Raw genomic sequence first — 21,673 nt, 5'->3', positions numbered from 1 at the left:
ATTTATCCCTCCTTCTTTTCTGATACCACGATTGTAATGTGGCTTGTGCGCTTGTTGATCTGGCTTGCCCGTCCTTGCGCACGTGGCCTGAAACGTTTCATTGTCGGGCCTTCGTCGACATAAGCTTCGGATACCAAAAGATTTTCAACGTCCATTTCATAGTTGTGCTCTGCATTTGCTACAGCGGATTTCAAAAGCTTTTCCACGATGGGAGAGGCGGCTTTTGGTGTCAGCTTTAAAATGGCAACTGCTTCGCCTACTTGCTTTCCTCGAATTAGATCGACGACAAGGCGTGCTTTACGAGGAGCAATTCGAACTGTTCTGGCAACAGCTTTTGCTTCTTGCATCAGGGGGTTCCCTCCTCTCATTAGCGTCTAGTTTTTTTGTCATCTCCGGCATGGCCCCGGTAAGTTCTCGTCGGTGCAAATTCACCCAACTTATGGCCAACCATATCTTCGCTTATATATACCGGAACATGCTTGCGGCCATCATATACAGCAATGGTATGTCCGATGAATGACGGAAAAATGGTCGAACGGCGTGACCACGTTTTAATGACTTGCTTTTTGTTTTCTTCATTTAATTTCTCTACTTTTTTTAGCAAATGATCATCTGCAAAAGGCCCTTTTTTCAGGCTGCGACCCATGCTAGTACCTCCCTTCGTGATTGCGCTACGGTCCGATGAATGAACCGTAGGACAATCCCGTTATTTTTTGCGCCGGCGTACGATAAACTTATCCGACTTGTTCTTTTTCTTGCGTGTTTTGTAACCGATCGTCGGTTTGCCCCATGGTGTAACCGGAGATTTAAGCCCGATTGGCGTTTTGCCTTCACCACCGCCGTGCGGGTGATCGTTAGGGTTCTTAACAGATCCGCGGACGTGTGGACGTTTGCCCAGCCAGCGGGAACGGCCTGCTTTACCAACCGTTACGAGCTCATGCTGTTCATTTCCGACCTGGCCGATTGTTGCACGGCAGGCAGCCAAAATCATCCGTACTTCTCCGGAATTCAAGCGGACAAGCACGTATTTTGTTCCTTCTTTGCCGAGAACTTGTGCAGACGTACCTGCAGAACGAACCAATTGTCCGCCTTTGCCGGGTTTCATTTCGATGTTATGAACGACCGTACCAACAGGAATGTTTGCCAGAGGCAAGGCATTTCCGACTTTAATGTCTGCATCGGGGCCGGACATGACTTCCATGCCTACCTGCAAATTTTTTGGAGCCAAGATGTAGCGTTTTTCACCATCAACATAGTTGATTAACGCGATGTTTGCGGAGCGGTTCGGATCATATTCGATTGTAGCAACGCGTCCACGTATACCGTCTTTGTTGCGTTTAAAGTCGATGACTCTGTATTGCCGCTTGTGACCGCCGCCGCGATGACGAACTGTAGTCCTACCTTGGTTGTTGCGGCCGCCTTTTCTGTTCAGCGGTGCAAGCAAAGGTTTTTCAGGCGTGTTTGTTGTGATCTCTGAAAAATCCAAACTTGTCATCCCGCGGCGTCCGTTGGAGGTAGGTTTGTATTTTTTGATCGCCATGATTTTCCCTCCTCTTCTGTTATTGGAAAAGCTTTATTAAGCCTCGAAAAAGTCGATTTCTTTGCTGTCTGGCGTTAAAGTGACAACCGCTTTGCGGCGTTTTTTCGTATAACCGGCAAACCGGCCTACGCGCTTGTATTTCCCTTTGTAGTTCAATACATTGACCTTCGCCACTTTTACGTCAAATATATTTTCTACCGCATCTTTTACTTGCGTTTTATTCGCTTTGACGTCTACTTCGAAAGTGTATTTTTTGTCAGCCGTCAAGTCCATGGAACGTTCTGTGATGATGGGGCGCTTAATTACATCACGTGCATCCATTACCCAAGCACCTCCTCCACTTTTTCAACTGCAGCTTTCGTCAAGACCAATGTGTTATGGCCGACAACGTCAAGTACATTGAGGCTGTCTGCATCGATTACTGTTACTCCGGGAATGTTCCGGGCCGATAAAGCCACGTTTTCCTCTGTGTTTTCCATTACAAACAGCGCTTTTTTGCCAACTGGCAAGTTGTTGAGTACTTTGACAAATTCTTTTGTTTTTGGTGCGTCAAACGACAGTGACTCGACAACGAGTACATTTTCTTCTTGCGCTTTGGAAGATAATGCCGATTTGATGGCAAGGCGGCGCATCTTTTTAGGCATTTTGTAGCTGTAGCTGCGTGGAACAGGACCAAATACAGTTCCGCCTCCCCGCCATTGCGGTGAGCGGATCGATCCTTGGCGTGCCCGTCCGGTTCCTTTTTGGCGCCATGGCTTTCTTCCTCCGCCACGCACTTCAGAACGTGTTTTTACTTTTGCAGTTCCTTGTCTTAAGGAAGCTCTTTGCATCACGATCGCTTCGAATAAGACATGGTTGTTTGGTTCAATTCCAAAGATGGCTTCGTTGAGATCAACCTCCCCAACTTTGGAACCTTCTTGATTATAAAGGCTTGCTTTTGGCATGCTTTTACTCCTCCTTTCCTCCAGTTATCTTTATTGCACTTTCACTCCGGATTTAATTTCCAGCATCGCCTTTTTCGGACCCGGAACGTTTCCTTTCACTAAAATCAAGTTGCGTTCAGCATCCACTTTAACGATCGGAAGGTTTTGGATGGTTACTCTTTCTCCCCCCATACGGCCAGGGAGCGCTTTTTGTTTGAATACCCGAGCCGGGTCAACCGGTCCCATCGAGCCTGGACGGCGGTGGAAGCGGGAACCGTGCGTCATTGGTCCGCGGGCTTGCCCGTGGCGTTTAATGACACCTTGGAAACCTTTCCCTTTAGAAATTCCTGATACATCTACCAAATCGCCTTCTGCGAAAATATCAACTTTGATCTCCTGACCAACTTCGTACTCATCTAGATTAACACCGTTCAACTCACGGATGAAGCGCTTAGGTGCAGTATTTGCTTTTGCAACGTGCCCTTTTTCAGGTTTGTTGGCAAGCTTGTCACGTTTATCTTCAAAACCAATTTGGATGGCTTCGTAACCGTCATTTTCAACAGTTTTCTTTTGAAGAACTACATTTGGAGCCGCCTCGATTACTGTTACGGGAATCAAACGTCCATCTTCAGCAAAGATCTGCGTCATGCCGATTTTTCTTCCCAAGATTCCTTTGGCCATGAGTCACACCTCCTGTATGAATTTCTTTCCTTATAATTTGATTTCAATATCCACTCCGGACGGCAAGTCAAGTCTCATTAATGAATCTACCGTTTGCGGCGTAGGATTGATAATATCGATTAAACGCTTATGTGTACGCATTTCAAATTGCTCGCGAGAATCTTTATATTTGTGAACCGCGCGCAAAATCGTGTAGACGGCTTTTTCAGTTGGAAGCGGGATTGGACCCGATACATTCGCACCTGAACGTTTTGCTGTTTCTACAATTTTCTCCGCCGATTGGTCCAAGATTCTATGATCATACGCTTTTAATCTAATCCTGATCTTTTGTTTTGCCATTACTTTCCCTCCTTTTCGCCTATTTTAGAAATAGACTTGCTCCATGAAAATTTCCCCATACACTCGCCATGGCAAAGCGGCCGGGTGTATCGGCAACCTTCCACATCATTGCAGTCAAAAACCAACATTATACATTATACAGATATTATATAGCCAATGCAATATGAAACAACAAATAATGCCGTTAATTTGACTGTTTCATTATACAGACGTTCCAGCAATTTTTCAACAATGGCTTTTCGCCTGCTTTTTCCGGGTATATTATCTGAAAAAGGGCATGTCGCTTTCTGATTAAAAAATATTTTTATCTGAAAGGTGTTTACAAAACAGCTTGGTTTGTATATTATGGTTAATAAGTTTCCCTAGGGCAACTATTTGTCCTTAGGTAACATTTCCTGCAGACAGTTAAATTTTCATTAATGATATAAAGAAAAGATAAGGAAGGTGAAAAGTTATGACAGATAAAGCCATTACTGTGCGGAACCTATCTGTATCCTATTATGGAAAGGAAGTCCTCAGAGACATCAATTTTTCTTGTGACAATGGAAAGCTTGTAGGAATAATAGGGCCAAATGGCGCAGGAAAATCAACCATGATGAAAGCAGCTCTTGGTCTAATCCCCAAAGACAGTGGGCAAGTCAGCATTGGAGGGAAACCTCTTGATGAAATGAGAAGATTGATTGCCTATGTACCGCAGCGGTCGAATATTGACTGGGATTTTCCGATTGTAGTCAAGGATACCGTCCTTCTAGGGACCTACCCAAAGCTCGGCCTATTTCACCGTCCCAAAAAAGAAGACAGGGAATGGGCGTTGGCGTGTCTCGAAAAGGTTGGAATGGAACAATTTGCAAACAGCCAGATTGGGGAATTATCCGGGGGTCAGCAGCAACGTGTATTTCTTGCCCGCTCCCTGGCGCAAAGAGCCAAGTATTTCTTTATGGACGAACCGTTTGTCGGGATTGATGTGTCCAGTGAAGAAGTCATTATTAACATCTTAAAAGGTTTAAGGGATGAAGGTAAAACCGTTTTTGTCGTACACCATGACCTTACGAAGGTGGAAAACTACTTTGATGACCTTATTTTGGTAAACAAGCAATTGATCGGCGCGGGGCCTGTGGATCGCGTCTTCAGACCGGAATTAATGCAGGCCGCCTACAAGACCCCCATTCCGCTGCTCAATAGTTTGGGGGTTGGCGTGTAATGGAGTTCATTCATGATTTAATGACTTATGAGTTTTTACAAAAGGCATTCCTCACATCTATCATGGTCGGGATCATTTGCGGTGTGATCGGCAGCTTTATCATCCTGCGCGGAATGGCACTGATGGGCGATGCCATCTCACACGCCGTTCTGCCCGGGGTGGCCGTTTCCTATCTGCTGGGAATCAACTTTTTCTACGGAGCCGTGGTAACGGGCATCCTAACAGCGCTCGGCATTGGGTTAATCAGCCAAAACAGCCGGATTAAAAATGACTCTTCGATAGGGATTGTTTTTTCTGCAGCTTTCGCTCTGGGAATTATTTTAATTACCTTGGCCCAAAGTGCTACCGATCTGACACAGATTCTGTTTGGAAATGTACTTTCGGTCAGATCCTCCGATATGTGGCTGACCCTCATTGTCGGTGCATTAGTCATCCTTATTGTGGTTTTATTTTATAAAGAGCTGCTTGTCTCTAGTTTTGATGAAACAATGGCTGCTGCGTACGGACTAAAAACCAGGCTGATTCATTATATGATCATGGTGTTGCTAACGCTTGTCACTGTTGCATCCTTGCAGACGGTTGGAGTGATTCTTGTGGTGTCCATGTTAATTACTCCGGCATCGACAGCTTATCTGCTGACGAACCGTCTATCAACCATGATTGTACTTGCTTCGGTATTTGGAGCATTATCTTCAATCATCGGATTATATTTCAGTTTCATCTATAACCTGCCCTCCGGACCTGTAATTGCTTTAGCAACAACAGCTATTTTTGTCCTGGCGTTTCTTTTTTCTCCAAAACAGGGAATTCTTTGGAGAATGATAAAGGCAAACAAACATAAGGCGATAGCCGGCTGAACATTGGCAGGAAAAGTGTATAGAAATATTTAATGGAAAGGGAGTTTCACTGAGAATGAAAAGTATGTTGAAATGGATTGGATGGGCAAGCATTGCAGTGTTTTTGCTTGCAGCTTGCGGAAATGACAAATCGGGAGCGGGAGCTGGAGCCAAAGGGGATGGACCTTTAAAGGTTGTCACTTCTTTTACGATCATTGAAGACCTGGCACGGGAAATAGGCGGGGATGATGTGGAGATACACAACCTCGTACCTACCGGTACCGACCCTCATGAGTATGAGCCGCTGCCCGAAGATATTAAAAAAGCCACTGATGCGGATGTACTTTTTTACAATGGACTGAATCTTGAAGGCGGAAAAAGCGGATGGTTTTTCAAAATGGTCGACTCTGTCGGCCAAAAAGAAGAGAATATATTTAGTTTGACGGAGCGGGTTGAACCGATGTATTTGAGCAGTGAGGACGGGAAGGAAGAAGAAATCAATCCACATGCTTTTATTGATCCCAATGTCGGCATAAAAATGGCCGAGGATATGCGGGATGCTTTTATGAAAATCGACCCCGACCGCAAACAAAATTACGAGAAACGCGGCAATGATTATATCGACAGATTGAAAAAGATTGAAAGTGAATACGAGAAAAAGCTGGGTGATATCTCTGAAGAAAACCGCATTTTAGTTACAAGTGAGCGTGCCTTCCAATATTTGGCCAAACATTATGGATTGAAAGAGGCCTATATCTGGGCAATTGATACGGAGGAAAACGGGTCGCCTTCCCAAATCAAATCTCTCGTTCAGTTCCTTAAGGACCATCCTGTACCGGTTCTTTTCGTAGAATCCAACGTGGATACGCGGCCGATGGAAACTGTTTCTAAAGAATCCGGGGTCCCCATTTATGAAAAACCAATCTATTCAGATGAGATAGGGAAGCCCGGCGATGAGGTCGATACGTATATCAAATATCTAAAATACAATATTGACATCATGTACGATGGACTATCCAAATAGTCTTGGGGCTGTCGGTGTCATGTGTGACAGCTCCTTTTCTTTGAGTCTAACCCCATAAGTTTAGAATTAAAAACGAGCAGGGAGTGATCAGTTCCCTGCTCGTTTATTATGGCTTCTTAGACACCATTTATAATTATTTTTCAATAGAAGTAACAACACCGGAACCAACTGTACGTCCACCTTCACGGATTGAGAAACGAGTTCCGTCTTCAATCGCAATTGGGGAGATAAGCTCAACAGTCATTTCGACGTTGTCGCCAGGCATAACCATTTCTACTCCCTCAGGAAGGTTGATGATGCCAGTTACATCCGTTGTACGAAAATAGAACTGGGGACGGTAGTTGGAGAAGAATGGAGTGTGACGTCCACCTTCTTCCTTAGAAAGCACATAAACTTCAGCTTTAAATTTTGTATGCGGAGTAATGGAACCTGGTTTAGCCAACACTTGGCCGCGTTGGATTTCGTCACGGGAAATACCGCGAAGAAGGGCTCCGATGTTGTCTCCGGCTTCAGCATAGTCAAGAAGCTTGCGGAACATCTCTACTCCGGTAACAGTTGTTTTCTTGGATTCTTCAGCAAGGCCGATGATTTCTACTTCGTCGCCAACTTTCACTTGACCGCGCTCTACACGGCCAGTTGCAACTGTTCCACGTCCAGTAATGGAGAATACGTCCTCAACCGGCATCATGAATGGTTTGTCGGTTTCACGCTCTGGAGTTGGGATGTAAGTATCAATGGCCTCCATTAATTCAACGATTTTTTCCTCCCATTCGGGTTCTCCTTCAAGAGCTTTAAGAGCAGAACCTTTGATCACAGGAATGTCATCGCCAGGGAATTCATATTCAGAAAGAAGATCACGGATCTCCATTTCTACCAATTCCAATAATTCTTCATCGTCAACCATGTCGCATTTGTTCATGAATACAACAATGTAAGGAACACCTACGTTACGAGAAAGAAGGATATGCTCACGAGTTTGCGGCATTGGGCCGTCAGCAGCAGACACAACAAGAATCGCGCCGTCCATTTGAGCAGCGCCCGTGATCATGTTTTTAACATAGTCAGCGTGTCCTGGGCAGTCTACGTGTGCATAGTGGCGTTTATCCGTTTCATATTCTACATGGGAAGTAGAGATGGTAATTCCCCGCTCCCGCTCTTCAGGAGCGTTGTCAATCATGTCATAACCTTTTGCTTCAGCACCGCCGCGTTTTGCCATTACAGTGGTGATTGCAGCCGTCAAAGTTGTTTTACCATGGTCAACGTGTCCGATTGTACCAATATTCGCATGTTCTTTGGAACGATCAAATTTTTCCTTAGCCATTAGGAAATCCTCCTTTGTAATTAAAAAGTATGAAGTATGATAGAGCGCTCTAAAGCCGGGGGATTCCCCGTCTTTAAAGCTGCCCGGATATCTATAAGTAGTTATACTTGATAGACGTTGTAAAATCAATTATTCACCGCTATTTTTTTTGATAATCTCTTCAGCAATTGATTTGGGCACTTCTTCATAGTGATCAAAGTGCATTGTATACGTACCGCGTCCTTGTGTATTGGAACGAAGGGAGGTCGCATAACCGAACATTTCGGAAAGAGGAACAAATGCTCTTACGACTTGGGCATTGCCTCTTGCTTCCATTCCTTCAACGCGTCCGCGGCGGGATGTGATGTCACCCATTGTATCGCCAAGATATTCCTCGGGCACCGTTACTTCCACTCTCATGATGGGCTCCAAGAGAACCGGGTCACATTTTTTCGCGGCATTTCTAAGAGCGAGCGAAGCGGCAATTTTAAAGGCCATTTCACTGGAGTCAACATCGTGGTAGGAGCCGTCATATAATTTGGCCTTTACATCGATGAGCGGGTACCCCGCCAACACTCCGTTGCTCATCGCATCTTCCAGGCCGGCCTGAACCGCTGGAATATATTCGCGAGGAACAACGCCCCCTACGATGGCATTTTCAAATTCAAAGCCCTGTCCTTCTTCAAGCGGCGAAAATTCGATCCAAACGTGTCCGAATTGTCCGCGTCCCCCGGATTGGCGTACGAATTTTCCTTCCACCTGTGCCGACTTACGGAAAGTTTCACGGTAGGAAACTTGCGGTGCACCCACATTTGCTTCCACTTTAAACTCACGCTTTAAGCGGTCGACGATAATGTCAAGGTGAAGTTCCCCCATTCCGGCAATAACGACTTGGCCTGTTTCAGGGTTCGTTTCGGCACGGAAAGTCGGGTCCTCTTCCTGAAGTTTTGCAAGAGCCGCACCCATTTTATCCTGGTCAGCTTTCGATTTAGGCTCGATCGCAACTTCAATAACCGGATCAGGGAATTCCATCGATTCCAAGATTACCAGGTTTTTCTCGTCACAAAGCGTGTCGCCTGTACTTGTATCTTTCAATCCAACGGCTGCAGCAATGTCGCCGCTGTATGCAGTTGAAATTTCCTCACGGTGGTTTGCATGCATTTGCAGGATGCGGCCGATCCGTTCCCGCTTGCCCTTCGTCGAGTTTTGAACGTAAGAGCCGGACTCAAGCTTACCGGAATATACCCGGAAGAATGTAAGACGGCCTACGTATGGGTCAGTCATGACTTTAAAAGCGAGGGCTGAGAAGGGTTCGTTGTCGTCAGCATGACGCTCTACTTCTTCGTCTGTTCCCGGCACAATGCCTTTAATGGACGCGATGTCCGTAGGAGCCGGCAAATAGTCAATGACTGCATCAAGAACCGGCTGTACGCCTTTATTTTTAAAGGCAGTTCCGCACAGTACCGGATAAAATTCAACTTTCAAGGTAGCTGCGCGAATGGCCGCTTTTAATTCTTCAGCCGTGATTTCTTCGCCCTCAAGATATTTCATCATGAGCTCCTCATCAAAATCGGAAACGGCTTCGATTAAGCTTGCGCGCATTTCCTCCGCTTTGTCTTTCAAATCATCCGGAATTTCTGATTCGGTTGCATCAAGGGCATCGCCTTCGTAAATCCATGCTTTCATTTCCACCAGGTCCACTACACCCTTAAAGCTGTCTTCCGCACCAATTGGAAGCTGGATTGCATGGGCATTTGCCTGTAAACGGTCATGAAGCGTTTTGATCGCGAACTCAAAATCCGCGCCAATTTTGTCCATTTTGTTTACAAAGACAATCCGTGGAACTCCGTAAGTTGTCGCTTGCCGCCATACTGTTTCTGTTTGCGGCTCAACGCCCGATTGGGCGTCAAGGACGGTTACGGCGCCATCAAGCACCCGCAAAGAACGTTCAACTTCAACTGTGAAGTCTACGTGGCCAGGAGTATCGATGATGTTGACGCGGTAACCTTTCCACTGTGCCGTTGTAGCGGCCGATGTAATCGTGATTCCACGCTCCTGCTCCTGCTCCATCCAGTCCATTTGCGAGGCACCTTCGTGAGTTTCACCCACTTTATGAATGCGTCCCGTATAGAAAAGAATGCGCTCAGTTGTTGTAGTTTTACCGGCATCAATGTGAGCCATGATTCCGATATTACGAGTCTTTTCTAAGGAGAACTCTCTAGGCATCTCGTATTTCTCCTTCCTGGAATGTATAAATAACTATCAGTAATAAATCTTCTGTGCTTACCAGCGGTAATGGGCAAACGCTCTGTTTGCTTCCGCCATTTTATGCGTGTCTTCACGTTTTTTAACGGAAGCTCCGCTGTTGTTGGCTGCATCAAGAATTTCATTCGCCAAACGCTCTTCCATCGTTTTTTCACCGCGGAGGCGAGCGTAGTTTACTAACCAGCGCAGCCCAAGCGTGGAACGGCGCTCAGGACGCACTTCAACCGGTACTTGGTAGTTTGCCCCACCAACCCGGCGGGCTCTTACTTCCAATACGGGCATGATGTTTTTGAGTGCTTGTTCAAACACTTCCATGGCATCTTTGCCGGATCTTTCTTGAACGATATCAAATGCTGAATATAAGATAGACTGTGCTTTTCCTCTTTTTCCGTCTACCATAAGTTTGTTGATCAGACGAGTAACAAGCTTAGAGTTATAGATCGGATCAGGGAGAACGTCTCTTTTGGCAACAGGTCCTTTACGTGGCATTGAGGTTCCTCCTTTCGCGATTTGTTAAAAATCTGTTATAATCGATTATTTTTTCTCTTTAGGGCGTTTTGTTCCGTATTTGGAACGACTTTGTGCACGGTTCTCCACTCCGGCCGTGTCCAGAGCGCCGCGAACAATGTGATAACGTACACCCGGCAAGTCTTTCACGCGTCCGCCGCGGATCAGCACAACGCTGTGTTCTTGCAAGTTATGTCCGATTCCGGGAATGTAGGCAGTAACCTCAATGCCATTTGTCAAACGGACACGGGCATATTTACGAAGGGCAGAGTTTGGCTTTTTGGGCGTCATTGTCCCTACACGCGTACATACACCACGTTTTTGAGGTGACGATACATTTGTCGTTGTTTTTTTGAAGCTGTTATAGCCTTTATTAAGCGCAGGAGAGTCAGAAGTGGTTACTTTAGACTTTCTTGGCTTGCGGACCAATTGGTTAATTGTAGGCATTGTTTGCTCCTCCTTTCAACATTTTTATAGTCCCACACATCCAGGTGGTTCTTTTTTAAGGCAAAAAAACAAGTTTTTGCAGGACAATAGGGATTTTCTGCAAAAACACCTTTAGTGAGTAATGGCAACCGTTGCCGCTCCTACTTCAATTCCGCACGCTTTGCCCAACTTTTTCATCGAGTCCACTTTTGTAATGGGGACGTTCGCTTCGTTGGCGGTTTGAATGATGTTTTCAGTGATGCGCGGGTCGGCATCTTCAGCAACTATCACTTCAATCACGTGTCCGGATTTCAGGGCCCTCAACGTTTGCTTTGTTCCTATGATAACATTTGCAGCCTGTGACACTTTTTCATAAGACAATTTGCATATCCTCCAAAGTAACAGGTTATTGATAGGATCACCTTGAATATATTATCATCTGATATTTTCAATGTCAACATAAACAGAGAAAATTTATGACCCGCCAGCCTGAAAGCTGGCGGACCGCTGTTATTGTTGTTCCACGTTTACCGTTTCCTCTTGCTTCCCGATCACGGCTCTTGCTTTCCTGTAACGCTGCATGCCTGTTCCCGCAGGGACCAGTTTGCCAATAATGACGTTTTCTTTTAAGCCGAGCAGTTCGTCCCGCTTTCCTTTGATGGCGGCATCGGTCAGGACGCGCGTCGTTTCCTGGAAGGATGCGGCTGACAAGAACGAATCCGTTTCAAGCGATGCTTTGGTAATACCGAGCAATACCGGACGGCCGGTTGCCGGCGTCTTCTCTTCCAACAGGGCTTTTTCATTTGCATCCGTAAACTGGTGAATGTCAAGAAGCGTTCCGGGCAGCACATCGGTATCCCCGGCGTCTGTCACCCTGACTTTGCGGAGCATTTGGCGCACCATTACTTCGATATGCTTGTCGCCGATTTCAACTCCTTGCATCCGGTAAACTTTTTGCACTTCACGGAGCAGGTACTCTTGCACCGCAGCTACATCGCGTGTACGGAGAAGCTCTTTAGGATCAATCGACCCTTCGGTCAATTCCTGCCCGCGCTCTACATGGTCATCGACAGCTACGCGCAAGCGGGCTGTATAAGGAGCCGTGTATGTTTTGCTTTCTATTTCACCCTGGATGACAATTTCGTGCTGGCGGTCCCTGCCCTCATTAATGGCCGTGACTGTACCGCTGATTTCCGAAATAACCGCCTGCCCTTTCGGGTTCCGCGCTTCAAACAATTCCTGGATACGGGGAAGACCCTGGGTAATATCGTCTCCGGCAACGCCCCCGGTATGGAATGTTCTCATTGTTAACTGTGTACCAGGTTCACCAATCGATTGGGCAGCAATGATTCCAACTGCCTCGCCGACATCCACGACGGATCCGGTCGCCAGGTTGCGGCCGTAGCATTTTTTGCATACTCCGTGACGCGCGTTGCATGTAAATGCCGAGCGGATCCACACTTGCTCAATACCGGCGTTGACAATTTCTTTTGCTGTGTCCTCAGTGATGAGCGTGTTTTCCGGAATGATGATTTCTCCCGTTTCAGGATGTACGACTTTTTTACGCGTAAAGCGGCCGACAAGCCTTTCTTCCAATGACTCGATTTCTTCGGATCCATCCTTTAATGCCGCTACGAGAAGTCCGCGGTCTGTTCCGCAGTCGTCTTCCCGGACGATGACATCCTGGGCCACATCAACAAGGCGCCTTGTCAAGTATCCGGAGTCCGCTGTCTTAAGCGCCGTATCCGCCAATCCTTTACGTGCTCCATGCGTCGAAATAAAGTACTCGAGTACCGTTAAACCTTCACGGAAGCTTGATTTGATCGGAAGTTCAATGATTCGGCCGGCCGGGTTGGCCATCAGTCCGCGCATTCCCGCAAGCTGGGTAAAGTTGGACGGGTTACCACGGGCACCGGAATCGCTCATCATGTAGATCGGGTTCAAGTTGTCGAGGGACTCCATCAATTTATCCTGTATTTGATCCTTCGCCGCGCTCCAAATGGAAATAACACGGTCATAACGCTCTTCATCGGTTATCAAACCACGCTTGAACTGCTTCATGACGTTATCCACTTTTAATTGGGCTTCCTCCAAGATCGTTTCCTTCTCGGACAATACGACGATATCGGAAACACCAACAGTAATACCGGCTTTTGTTGAATATTTGAAGCCCAAATTTTTCATCCGGTCAAGCATTTTGGATGTTTCGGTAATCTGGAATCTCTTAAAGATTTCCGAAATGATGTTTCCAAGTATTTTTTTATTAAACGGCCGTACGAGCGGCTGATTTTGAATATATTCACGAACGTTCTCCGTTGGAGACACGAAGTATTTGTCAGGCGTATTTCCTTCCAGATTTTTGTTCGTCGGCTCATTAATGTATGGAAACGAAGGCGGCAAAATCTCGTTGAATATGATTTTGCCCACAGTCGTAATGAGCAATTTTTTCCGCTGTTCGTCCGTAAATTTTTCGTTCTTAAGCGACTCGGCATGAATGGCAATCCGGGAATGGAGGTGCACGTAGCCGTTATGATACGCAAGCAGCGCCTCATTCGGATTTGTAAAAATCATGCCTTCGCCCGTGGCACCTTCGCGCTCAAGCGTCAAATAATAGTTGCCGAGAACCATATCCTGTGATGGCGTAACGACCGGTTTCCCGTCCCTTGGATTGAGGATGTTTTGGGCGGCAAGCATCAGCAGCCTTGCCTCAGCCTGGGCTTCCGCTGAAAGCGGGACGTGGACAGCCATTTGGTCACCATCAAAGTCGGCATTGTAAGCTGTACAAACAAGCGGGTGAAGGCGAATGGCCCTTCCTTCAACAAGCGTCGGCTCAAATGCCTGGATTCCAAGCCTGTGTAACGTCGGTGCACGGTTCAACAGAACCGGATGTTCCTGAATCACTTCTTCAAGTACATCCCAAACCTCGGGATGAACACGCTCGATTTTGCGTTTTGCACTTTTTATGTTGTGTGCAAGCCCTTTTTCAACAAGCTCTTTCATGACGAAAGGCTTGAACAGCTCAAGTGCCATTTCTTTTGGAAGTCCGCACTGGTACATTTTCAAGTTTGGACCCACGACGATCACCGAACGCCCTGAATAATCAACACGTTTGCCAAGCAGGTTTTGGCGGAAGCGCCCCTGTTTTCCTTTCAGCATGTGGGAAAGGGATTTAAGCGGGCGGTTTCCCGGCCCCGTTACCGGGCGTCCTCTCCGTCCGTTGTCGATTAAGGCATCCACCGCTTCCTGAAGCATCCGCTTCTCATTCTGAACGATAATTCCGGGAGCACCTAGGTCCAACAACCTTTTCAGACGGTTGTTTCTGTTAATGACCCGGCGGTACAAATCGTTCAAATCTGATGTTGCGAAGCGGCCGCCCTCAAGCTGCACCATCGGGCGCAGTTCAGGGGGAATGACCGGAAGTACTTCGAGAACCATCCAGTCCGGATGATTTCCCGAGTGACGGAACGCTTCAATTACTTCAAGGCGTCTGATGGCACGTGTCCGGCGTTGACCCTGCGCTGTTTTCAGCTCTTCTTTCAGTTGATCCGCTTCCTTATCAAGATCGATGTCCTGCAATAGTTTTTTGATCGCTTCCGCACCCATGGAAGCTTGGAACTGCGTTCCATATTTTTCACGGTAAGCACGGTATTCTCTTTCGGATAAAAGCTGTTTCTTTTCCAGGGTCGTATCTCCAGGGTCTGTCACGACATAGGACGCAAAGTAAATAATTTCTTCCAATGCCCTTGGCGACATATCAAGGAGAAGCCCCATCCGGCTCGGAATCCCTTTAAAATACCAAATGTGAGAGACGGGAGCGGCAAGCTCAATATGGCCCATGCGCTCGCGGCGAACTTTCGCCCTTGTTACTTCAACGCCGCATCGGTCACAAACGACACCTTTATAACGTACGCGCTTGTATTTGCCGCAGTGACACTCCCAATCTTTCGTCGGTCCGAAAATACGCTCGCAGAAAAGGCCGTCTTTTTCTGGTTTAAGTGTTCTATAGTTGATTGTTTCCGGCTTTTTCACTTCCCCATATGACCATGAACGAATCTTATCTGGTGAAGCAAGGCCTATTTTCATATACTCAAAATTGTTTACATCCAACAAGGGGCCTACCTCCCTTTTCATATACAGGTTTAACCCTTATTGCCTTGACGAATTGATTATTCTTTTGTCGCGGCTGTTTCTTCCACTTTTGTTTCCGGGGCGATGTTCAACGTGTCTGCCTGATGAACGTCATCTTCATCCTCAAGTTCGCGCATTTCGATCTCCTGTTCATCACCCGACAGAATTTTGACGTCCATTCCAAGGCTTTGCAATTCTTTGATCAAAACTTTGAACGATTCGGGGACGCCCGGTTCCGGCACGTTTTCCCCTTTAACGATTGCCTCGTACGTTTTGACACGTCCGACAACATCGTCTGATTTGACAGTCAGGATTTCCTGAAGCGTGTAAGCAGCGCCATAGGCTTCAAGTGCCCATACTTCCATCTCGCCAAAACGCTGTCCGCCAAATTGGGCCTTGCCGCCAAGCGGTTGTTGAGTGACGAGTGAGTATGGTCCAGTGGAACGGGCATGCAATTTGTCGTCAACCATGTGTGCCAATTTCAGCATGTACATGACACCGACGGAAACCCTTGTATCAAACGGTTCTCCCGTTCTTCCGTCATAAAGGACTGTTTTCGCATCGGAGGACATACCGGCTTCTTCGATTGTGTCCCAAACATCTTCCTCAGTGGCTCCGTCAAAAACAGGCGAGGCCATGTGAAGGCCGAGATTTCTTGCCGCCATTCCCAGGTGCAGCTCCAATACTTGCCCGATGTTCATCCTTGAAGGAACACCAAGCGGGTTAAGCATGACATCCACAGGGGTACCGTCAGGCATAAACGGCATATCCTCTTCAGGCAATATCCGTGAAATAACCCCTTTGTTCCCGTGGCGTCCAGCCATTTTATCCCCTTCTGAGATTTTTCTCTTCTGAACAATATACACCCTGACAAGTTGATTCACTCCAGGTGCGAGTTCATCACCCTCTTCACGGTTGAATACTTTTACATCAAGGACAATTCCGCCGCCGCCGTGTGGCACTCTGAGTGACGTATCACGAACTTCACGCGCTTTTTCTCCAAAAATGGCATGAAGGAGGCGTTCTTCGGCGGTTAATTCTGTTACGCCTTTGGGAGTTACCTTTCCGACGAGCAGGTCTCCATCTTTTACCTCTGCACCTATGCGGATAATGCCGCGTTCATCGAGGTTTTTAAGTGCCTCTTCCCCGACGTTTGGAATGTCTCTTGTCATTTCTTCGGGACCAAGCTTCGTATCACGGGCTTCTGATTCATATTCTTCAATATGAATCGATGTATACACATCGTCCTTTACAAGACGTTCGCTCATAATAATGGCATCCTCATAGTTGTAGCCTTCCCATGTCATGAAGGCGACAAGAACGTTGCGGCCAAGGGCAAGTTCCCCTTGATCCATGGAAGGCCCATCCGCCAGGATCTCACCTTTCGTTACACGATCGCCGACATTCACAATCGGACGCTGGTTATAGCAGGTGCCCTGGTTGGAACGGATAAACTTGAGCAAGCGATATTTATCGAGATCGCCTTTGACTTCAACGCCATCCAGCGTTTGAATGCGGCGCACCCAAATTTCCCGGGCTTCAATGTGCTCGACGATGCCGTCATGTTTACAAATAACGGCCGCGCCCGAATCTTTTGCAGAGACATATTCCATTCCGGTTCCGACAAGCGGCGCTTCCGGTTTCATAAGCGGAACAGCTTGCCGCTGCATGTTCGCTCCCATTAGCGCACGGTTTGAGTCGTCGTTTTCCAGAAACGGTATACATGCCGTTGCGGCAGATACGACTTGTTTTGGAGATACGTCCATATAGTCGATACGTTCCCTTTTCACAACTGTATTTTCTCCACGGAAACGGGCAATGACTTCTTCGTTGAGAAAGCCGCCTTCTTTTGTGAGAGGGGCGTTTGCCTGGGCGACAACATAGTTATCTTCTTCATCCGCTGTCAAATAGTCAATCTGGTCCGTGACAAGCCCGGTTTCAGGATCAACCCGGCGATACGGTGTTTCGATAAAACCGAAGCGGTTTACTTTTGCATAAGTTGAAAGCGAGTTAATCAGGCCGATGTTGGGACCTTCAGGCGTTTCAATCGGACACATGCGCCCATAGTGGGAATAGTGGACGTCACGGACTTCCATGCCCGCACGCTCACGAGTCAAACCGCCCGGTCCAAGTGCCGACAGCCTGCGTTTATGCGTCAATTCCGCAAGCGGATTCGTCTGATCCATGAATTGCGACAACTGGGAGCTTCCGAAAAACTCTTTAATGGAAGCAATGACAGGCCGGATATTAATTAATTGCTGCGGTGTGATCGTCTGAATGTCCTGGATGGACATGCGCTCGCGCACGACACGCTCCATACGGGACAAACCGATTCTGAACTGGTTTTGAAGCAATTCTCCGACAGATCTCAAACGGCGGTTCCCCAAATGGTCGATATCGTCCGTATCCCCGACACCATACAGCAAATCAAAGAAATAGCTGATGGATGCAATAATATCAGCAGGCGTAATATTCTTTATTTCTTCTTCAATAAAGGCATTGCCGATCACATTAATCGTTTTTTCTTCGTCATCGTTGGGAGCATATATTTTGACTGTTTGGACCGTAATATCATCTTCCACTACACCGCCATGGCTGTTGTATGTTGTAAATCCTGCACCCTTTTCAAGAAACGGAATCAATTTGTCCAGCGTACGGCGGTCAAGAAAAGTTCCTTTTTCCGCGATGATTTCACCCGTTTCCGGATCAGCAAGCGTTTCAGCAAGCCGCTGGCCAAACAAACGGTTTTTTATATGAAGCTTTTTATTGATTTTATAACGTCCAACATTGGCCAAATCATATCGCTTTGGATCAAAAAAACGGGAGATCAGCAAGCTTTTGGCATTTTCCACTGTTGGGGGCTCGCCTGGACGAAGGCGTTCATAAATTTCCAGAAGCGCTTTTTCCACACTCTCCGTATTGTCTTTTTCGAGTGTATTTCTGAGATATTCATTATCTCCGATCAGTTCGATGATTTCTTGATCAGAACCGAACCCAAGCGCACGCAAAAGAACCGTTACCGGCAGTTTTCTCGTCCGGTCAATCCGGACATACACGACATCTTTTGCATCTGTTTCGTACTCGAGCCATGCTCCGCGGTTCGGAATGACCGTAGCCGTAAAACCTTTTTTGCCGTTTTTGTCAATTTTGGCGCTGTAATACACGCTTGGTGACCGAACGAGCTGGGAAACAATGACACGTTCTGCTCCATTGATGATGAATGTCCCCATTTCCGTCATCAGCGGAAAGTCGCCCATGAAGACGTCCTGGTCTTTTACTTCGCCTGTTTCTTTATTTAAAAGGCGCAATTTGACGCGAAGCGGGGCAGAGTATGTGGCATCGCGCTCTTTTGCTTCCTCCACGGAATATTTCGGTTCGCCGAGACTGTAATCAATAAATTCCAAAGATAAATTCCCGGCAAAGTCTTCGATTGGGGAGATGTCCTGAAACATTTCCTTTAAGCCCTCATCAAGAAACCATTGATAGGAAGAAGATTGGATTTCAATTAGATTTGGCAGCTCCAATACTTCACTAATGCGGGCAAAGCTTCTGCGTTTGCGGTGTCGTCCGTACTGAACAAGTTGACCTGTCAACTGTTTCACCCCTCAAATCATGCATTTTAATGATTGATACCCATCCAGGAATAAAGGAAGATACAAATCATCAGACAAAAAAGAAAAATGGTTTTGCTTTGAAAACCACAATTTTCCCCGAGACAAACTTATATTTATTCATTTTTTCCATAAAAGCCATTGATTATACGTCTAAAATATGCTTTTAGGTGATTTTATGGAAAACATTATATTGGCATCTTACAATGCTATCATAAAAGTGTTGAAGAATCAAATTTTTATTGCCTTCAAAATAAAATACCCTTTTTTCTTGTTTACAACGTTCACCTTGCCGAACAACTCTTCCAATTTCACTTTGGCCGAAGGTGCACCTTGTTTTTTTTGAATTACAACCCACAGCTCCCCGCCGTGTGCCAAATGGGAGAAACTGCCTTCAAATATATCAAAAACAACCTGCTTTCCGGCCCTGATGGGCGGATTTGTCAAAATAGCGGCGAAGTTTCTTTCTTGTATGCTTTGAAAACCGGAGCTCTCATATATGGCAACATTTTCAATGCCATTTTGTTGCGCATTCTCTTTAGCCAAGCCGAGTGCGCGTTCATTTACATCAGTCATGTGAACATGCCTGCCGGGATAATCCTTTGCGATGCTCAAGCCAATCGGACCATAGCCGCAGCCAACGTCCAGCACGGGCCCGTCTATATCAGGCATGGAAAAAGATTCAAGAAGGTGCCTGGAACCGAAGTCGACCTCACCTTTGGAAAATACACCCCGGTCCGTTTTAAAATGAAAACTGCTTCCCCGTAATGTGGTGCTCCAATAGATCGGTTCGCTCTCTGTTTCGGGCCGGTGCGAATAATAATGATCCGTCATTTTTGGCTACCCCCGTTAACGTGCGAAAAAAGCCCGCCGTATATGGACGAGCTTTTTCCAGCACAATCATTACTTAACTTCGACTTCTGCCCCAACTTCTTCAAGTTTCGCTTTAAGTTCTTCAGCTTCTTCCTTGGATGCGCCTTCTTTGATTGGCTTGGGAGCGTTATCGACAAGCTCTTTCGCTTCTTTCAAGCCAAGGCCTGTAACTTCGCGAACCGCTTTGATCACTTTGATTTTTTGTGCACCCGCACTGGCAAGAATGACATCAAATTCCGTTTGTTCGGCAGCAGCTTCACCAGCAGCAGCCCCGCCGGCTACAGCAACCGGAGCAGCAGCCGTTACGCCGAACTCTTCTTCAATCGCTTTTACTAATTCATTTAATTCAAGAACTGTCATTTCTTTGACAGCTTCAATAATTTGCTCTTTCGTCATGATTTTTTCCTCCATTATTCGATTTAAGTAATTTGGGGTTTCAGTGTCTAATTCCGGGCGTTGCAGCCCGCGGTCCTTCGGTCCAATTCGGGAGGCTTGAAAGAATGCCTCTCTGATTGGCCCTCCTGCACATTTCGCTGATGGGCAAAGGCTTTCCCTTTACGTTACGCGCCTTGTTCTTCTTTTTGCTCTGCCACAGCTTTTGCAGCAAGCGCCAAGTTGCGAACTGGAGCTTGAAGAACGCTAAGCAGCATGGAAAGCAAGCCTTCGCGGGAAGGAAGATTTGCAAGTGCCTTGATTTCGTCCACAGTAGCGATGTTTCCTTCTATGACTCCCGCTTTGATTTCAAGGGCTTCATGTTCTTTCGCAAAGTTGTTTAAAATTTTGGCCGGCGCCACAACATCTTCCGTGCTGAATGCAATCGCATTCGGGCCAACCAGCGTTTCGTTCAGTCCGGCCAGGTCAGCAGCTTCTGCAGCACGGCGAGTCATTGAGTTTTTATAAACTTTAAACTCGACTCCCGCTTCACGAAGCTGTTTGCGGAGTTCTGTTACTTCTGCGACGTTTAATCCGCGGTAGTCAACAATGACTGTAGATACGCTTGATTTTAATTTTTCCCCAATTTCTTCAACAATTTGTTTCTTTTGCTCGATAACGTTGCTCACCTTTACACCTCCCAACATTTATACCATAAAAAAACCTCCATGCAGACTGGAGGTTTCATGCGTTCAATCATACGGACAGATTGAAAAAATATATCGCAATGACCTCGGCAGGAAATTAAGCTTTTTAAGCACCTGCTGTCTACGGTACAAATGTTTTAATTTAATTTTGGCAAACACATTTTACCCGATCGGCTGTTTGTTGTCAACTTATGCTTTGACGGAAACAGTGGCCGGGTCCACTTTAATGCCGGGCCCCATTGTCGAAGTGATCGTTACACTCTTCATGTATGTGCCTTTGGCAGCAGCCGGCTTTGCCTTTAAGAGCGTCTCATAAAGAGTTGAAAAGTTTTCTTCCAATTTGGCAGAGTCAAAGGAGACTTTACCGATCGGAACGTGAATAATTCCGGCTTTGTCCAAACGATATTCGACTTTACCCGCTTTGATTTCGTTGACCGCTTTGGCTACATCAAATGTAACCGTTCCTGTTTTCGGGTTGGGCATTAACCCTTTGGGACCAAGCGTCCGTCCAAGCTTGCCCACTTCACCCATCATGTCAGGGGTTGCGACAACGACATCAAAGTCAAGCCAGCCTTGGTTGATTTTGTTAATGTACTCTGTGTCTCCGACGTAGTCAGCTCCCGCAGCTTCAGCTTCTTTCGCTTTTTCGCCTTTGGCAAAAACGAGTACGCGTTGCGTTTTGCCAGTGCCGTTAGGCAGTACAACTGCACCGCGAATTTGCTGGTCCGCTTTTTTCGGGTCTACCCCAAGGCGGAATGCCGCTTCTACTGTCGCGTCAAATTTTGCATAATCCGTTTTTTTGACGAGTTCAATCGCTTCTGCAACTGCATAAGCTTTTGAACGGTCGACAAGCTTTAAAGCCTCAATGTATTTCTTGCCTTTTTTAGCCATTATAATATCCTCCTATATTGTGGTGATAGCGGAATAACCTCCCACGAAG

Annotated in this window: 21 protein-coding genes and 1 other annotated feature; of the genes, 3 read left to right on the top strand and 18 right to left on the bottom strand. The window is 46.6% G+C overall.

Going from position 1 to position 21,673, the window contains the following annotated elements:
• Positions 1-2 precede the first annotated feature (2 nt).
• Genes rplV through rpsJ form a run of 7 tightly spaced genes read right to left on the bottom strand, consistent with a single transcriptional unit; the run spans position 3 to position 3,483 of the window.
• Positions 3-347 carry a 50S ribosomal protein L22 gene (rplV, locus tag AB1L08_RS08165; protein ID WP_413064180.1) on the bottom strand — a complete coding sequence of 115 codons (345 nt, stop codon included), beginning with the start codon at positions 345-347 and terminating at the stop codon, positions 3-5.
• A 20-nt stretch (positions 348-367) separates the two neighbouring features.
• Positions 368-646, bottom strand: coding sequence for a 30S ribosomal protein S19 (gene rpsS, locus AB1L08_RS08160; protein ID WP_413064179.1), 279 nt, complete (start codon positions 644-646; stop codon positions 368-370).
• Positions 647-706: 60 nt separating this feature from the next.
• On the bottom strand, positions 707-1,540 hold the full coding sequence (rplB, locus tag AB1L08_RS08155; RefSeq protein ID WP_413064178.1) for a 50S ribosomal protein L2: 834 nt from the start codon (positions 1,538-1,540) through the stop codon (positions 707-709).
• 36 nt (positions 1,541-1,576) lie between these two features.
• Positions 1,577-1,861 carry a 50S ribosomal protein L23 gene (gene rplW / locus AB1L08_RS08150; RefSeq protein ID WP_413064177.1) on the bottom strand — a complete coding sequence of 95 codons (285 nt, stop codon included), beginning with the start codon at positions 1,859-1,861 and terminating at the stop codon, positions 1,577-1,579.
• Positions 1,861-2,484 (bottom strand): 50S ribosomal protein L4, encoded by a 624-nt coding sequence (rplD, locus tag AB1L08_RS08145; RefSeq protein ID WP_413064176.1) that lies wholly within the window; start codon positions 2,482-2,484, stop codon positions 1,861-1,863. Before rplD ends, rplW begins: the two co-directional genes overlap by 1 nt.
• Positions 2,485-2,514: 30 nt before the next feature.
• Positions 2,515-3,144, bottom strand: a complete 630-nt coding sequence (gene rplC / locus AB1L08_RS08140; RefSeq protein ID WP_413064175.1) for a 50S ribosomal protein L3 — start codon at positions 3,142-3,144, stop codon at positions 2,515-2,517.
• Positions 3,145-3,174: 30 nt separating this feature from the next.
• Positions 3,175-3,483, bottom strand: coding sequence for a 30S ribosomal protein S10 (gene rpsJ, locus AB1L08_RS08135; RefSeq protein WP_413064174.1), 309 nt, complete (start codon positions 3,481-3,483; stop codon positions 3,175-3,177).
• Between the two features lie 454 nt (positions 3,484-3,937).
• Here rpsJ and AB1L08_RS08130 point away from each other — a divergent pair, with 454 nt between their 5' ends.
• Genes AB1L08_RS08130 through AB1L08_RS08120 form a run of 3 tightly spaced genes read left to right on the top strand, consistent with a single transcriptional unit; the run spans position 3,938 to position 6,544 of the window.
• Positions 3,938-4,684, top strand: a complete 747-nt coding sequence (locus AB1L08_RS08130) for a metal ABC transporter ATP-binding protein (protein ID WP_413064173.1) — start codon at positions 3,938-3,940, stop codon at positions 4,682-4,684.
• A complete protein-coding gene (locus tag AB1L08_RS08125) occupies positions 4,684-5,541 on the top strand; it encodes a metal ABC transporter permease (RefSeq protein ID WP_413064172.1) in 858 nt (285 codons plus the stop codon). The genes AB1L08_RS08130 and AB1L08_RS08125 overlap by 1 nt, the downstream gene beginning before the upstream one ends.
• A 55-nt stretch (positions 5,542-5,596) precedes the next feature.
• The gene (locus AB1L08_RS08120; RefSeq protein WP_413064171.1) at positions 5,597-6,544 is read left to right on the top strand and encodes a metal ABC transporter solute-binding protein, Zn/Mn family; all 948 of its coding nucleotides are present in this window, start codon (positions 5,597-5,599) and stop codon (positions 6,542-6,544) included.
• Between the two features lie 133 nt (positions 6,545-6,677).
• On the opposite strand, the gene tuf is transcribed toward AB1L08_RS08120, so the two are convergent.
• From tuf to rplA, 11 genes are all read right to left on the bottom strand, one after another.
• Positions 6,678-7,865 carry an elongation factor Tu gene (gene tuf / locus AB1L08_RS08115; RefSeq protein WP_413064170.1) on the bottom strand — a complete coding sequence of 396 codons (1,188 nt, stop codon included), beginning with the start codon at positions 7,863-7,865 and terminating at the stop codon, positions 6,678-6,680.
• Between the two features lie 129 nt (positions 7,866-7,994).
• The gene (gene fusA / locus AB1L08_RS08110) at positions 7,995-10,070 is read right to left on the bottom strand and encodes an elongation factor G (RefSeq protein WP_413064169.1); all 2,076 of its coding nucleotides are present in this window, start codon (positions 10,068-10,070) and stop codon (positions 7,995-7,997) included.
• Between the two features lie 57 nt (positions 10,071-10,127).
• A complete protein-coding gene (gene rpsG / locus AB1L08_RS08105; RefSeq protein ID WP_413064168.1) occupies positions 10,128-10,598 on the bottom strand; it encodes a 30S ribosomal protein S7 in 471 nt (156 codons plus the stop codon).
• A 45-nt stretch (positions 10,599-10,643) separates the two neighbouring features.
• The gene (gene rpsL, locus AB1L08_RS08100; RefSeq protein WP_413064167.1) at positions 10,644-11,063 is read right to left on the bottom strand and encodes a 30S ribosomal protein S12; all 420 of its coding nucleotides are present in this window, start codon (positions 11,061-11,063) and stop codon (positions 10,644-10,646) included.
• 111 nt (positions 11,064-11,174) lie between these two features.
• Complete coding sequence (locus AB1L08_RS08095; RefSeq protein ID WP_413064166.1) at positions 11,175-11,423, bottom strand: 50S ribosomal protein L7ae-like protein; 249 nt, start codon at positions 11,421-11,423, stop codon at positions 11,175-11,177.
• 129 nt (positions 11,424-11,552) lie between these two features.
• Positions 11,553-15,125 (bottom strand): DNA-directed RNA polymerase subunit beta', encoded by a 3,573-nt coding sequence (gene rpoC, locus AB1L08_RS08090; protein WP_489686524.1) that lies wholly within the window; start codon positions 15,123-15,125, stop codon positions 11,553-11,555.
• A gap of 83 nt (positions 15,126-15,208) precedes the next feature.
• The gene (gene rpoB, locus AB1L08_RS08085; RefSeq protein ID WP_413064164.1) at positions 15,209-18,763 is read right to left on the bottom strand and encodes a DNA-directed RNA polymerase subunit beta; all 3,555 of its coding nucleotides are present in this window, start codon (positions 18,761-18,763) and stop codon (positions 15,209-15,211) included.
• A 249-nt stretch (positions 18,764-19,012) separates the two neighbouring features.
• Positions 19,013-19,615, bottom strand: a complete 603-nt coding sequence (locus tag AB1L08_RS08080) for a class I SAM-dependent methyltransferase (RefSeq protein ID WP_413064163.1) — start codon at positions 19,613-19,615, stop codon at positions 19,013-19,015.
• Between the two features lie 69 nt (positions 19,616-19,684).
• Positions 19,685-20,050: a 50S ribosomal protein L7/L12 gene (rplL, locus tag AB1L08_RS08075; protein ID WP_413064162.1), complete on the bottom strand. Its 366-nt coding sequence runs from the start codon at positions 20,048-20,050 to the stop codon at positions 19,685-19,687.
• Between the two features lie 164 nt (positions 20,051-20,214).
• Complete coding sequence (gene rplJ, locus AB1L08_RS08070; protein ID WP_413064161.1) at positions 20,215-20,715, bottom strand: 50S ribosomal protein L10; 501 nt, start codon at positions 20,713-20,715, stop codon at positions 20,215-20,217.
• A gap of 19 nt (positions 20,716-20,734) precedes the next feature.
• Positions 20,735-20,878: a sequence feature (ribosomal protein L10 leader region), on the bottom strand.
• Positions 20,879-20,922: 44 nt separating this feature from the next.
• Positions 20,923-21,624 carry a 50S ribosomal protein L1 gene (gene rplA / locus AB1L08_RS08065; protein WP_413064160.1) on the bottom strand — a complete coding sequence of 234 codons (702 nt, stop codon included), beginning with the start codon at positions 21,622-21,624 and terminating at the stop codon, positions 20,923-20,925.
• Positions 21,625-21,673: the final 49 nt, after the last annotated feature.

Source organism: Siminovitchia jepli (assembly GCF_047228825.1).
Taxonomy (GTDB): domain Bacteria; phylum Bacillota; class Bacilli; order Bacillales; family Bacillaceae_C; genus Siminovitchia.
The sequence above is the reverse complement of the archived record's forward strand: the minus strand, read 5'-3'. Positions and strand labels throughout refer to the sequence as shown.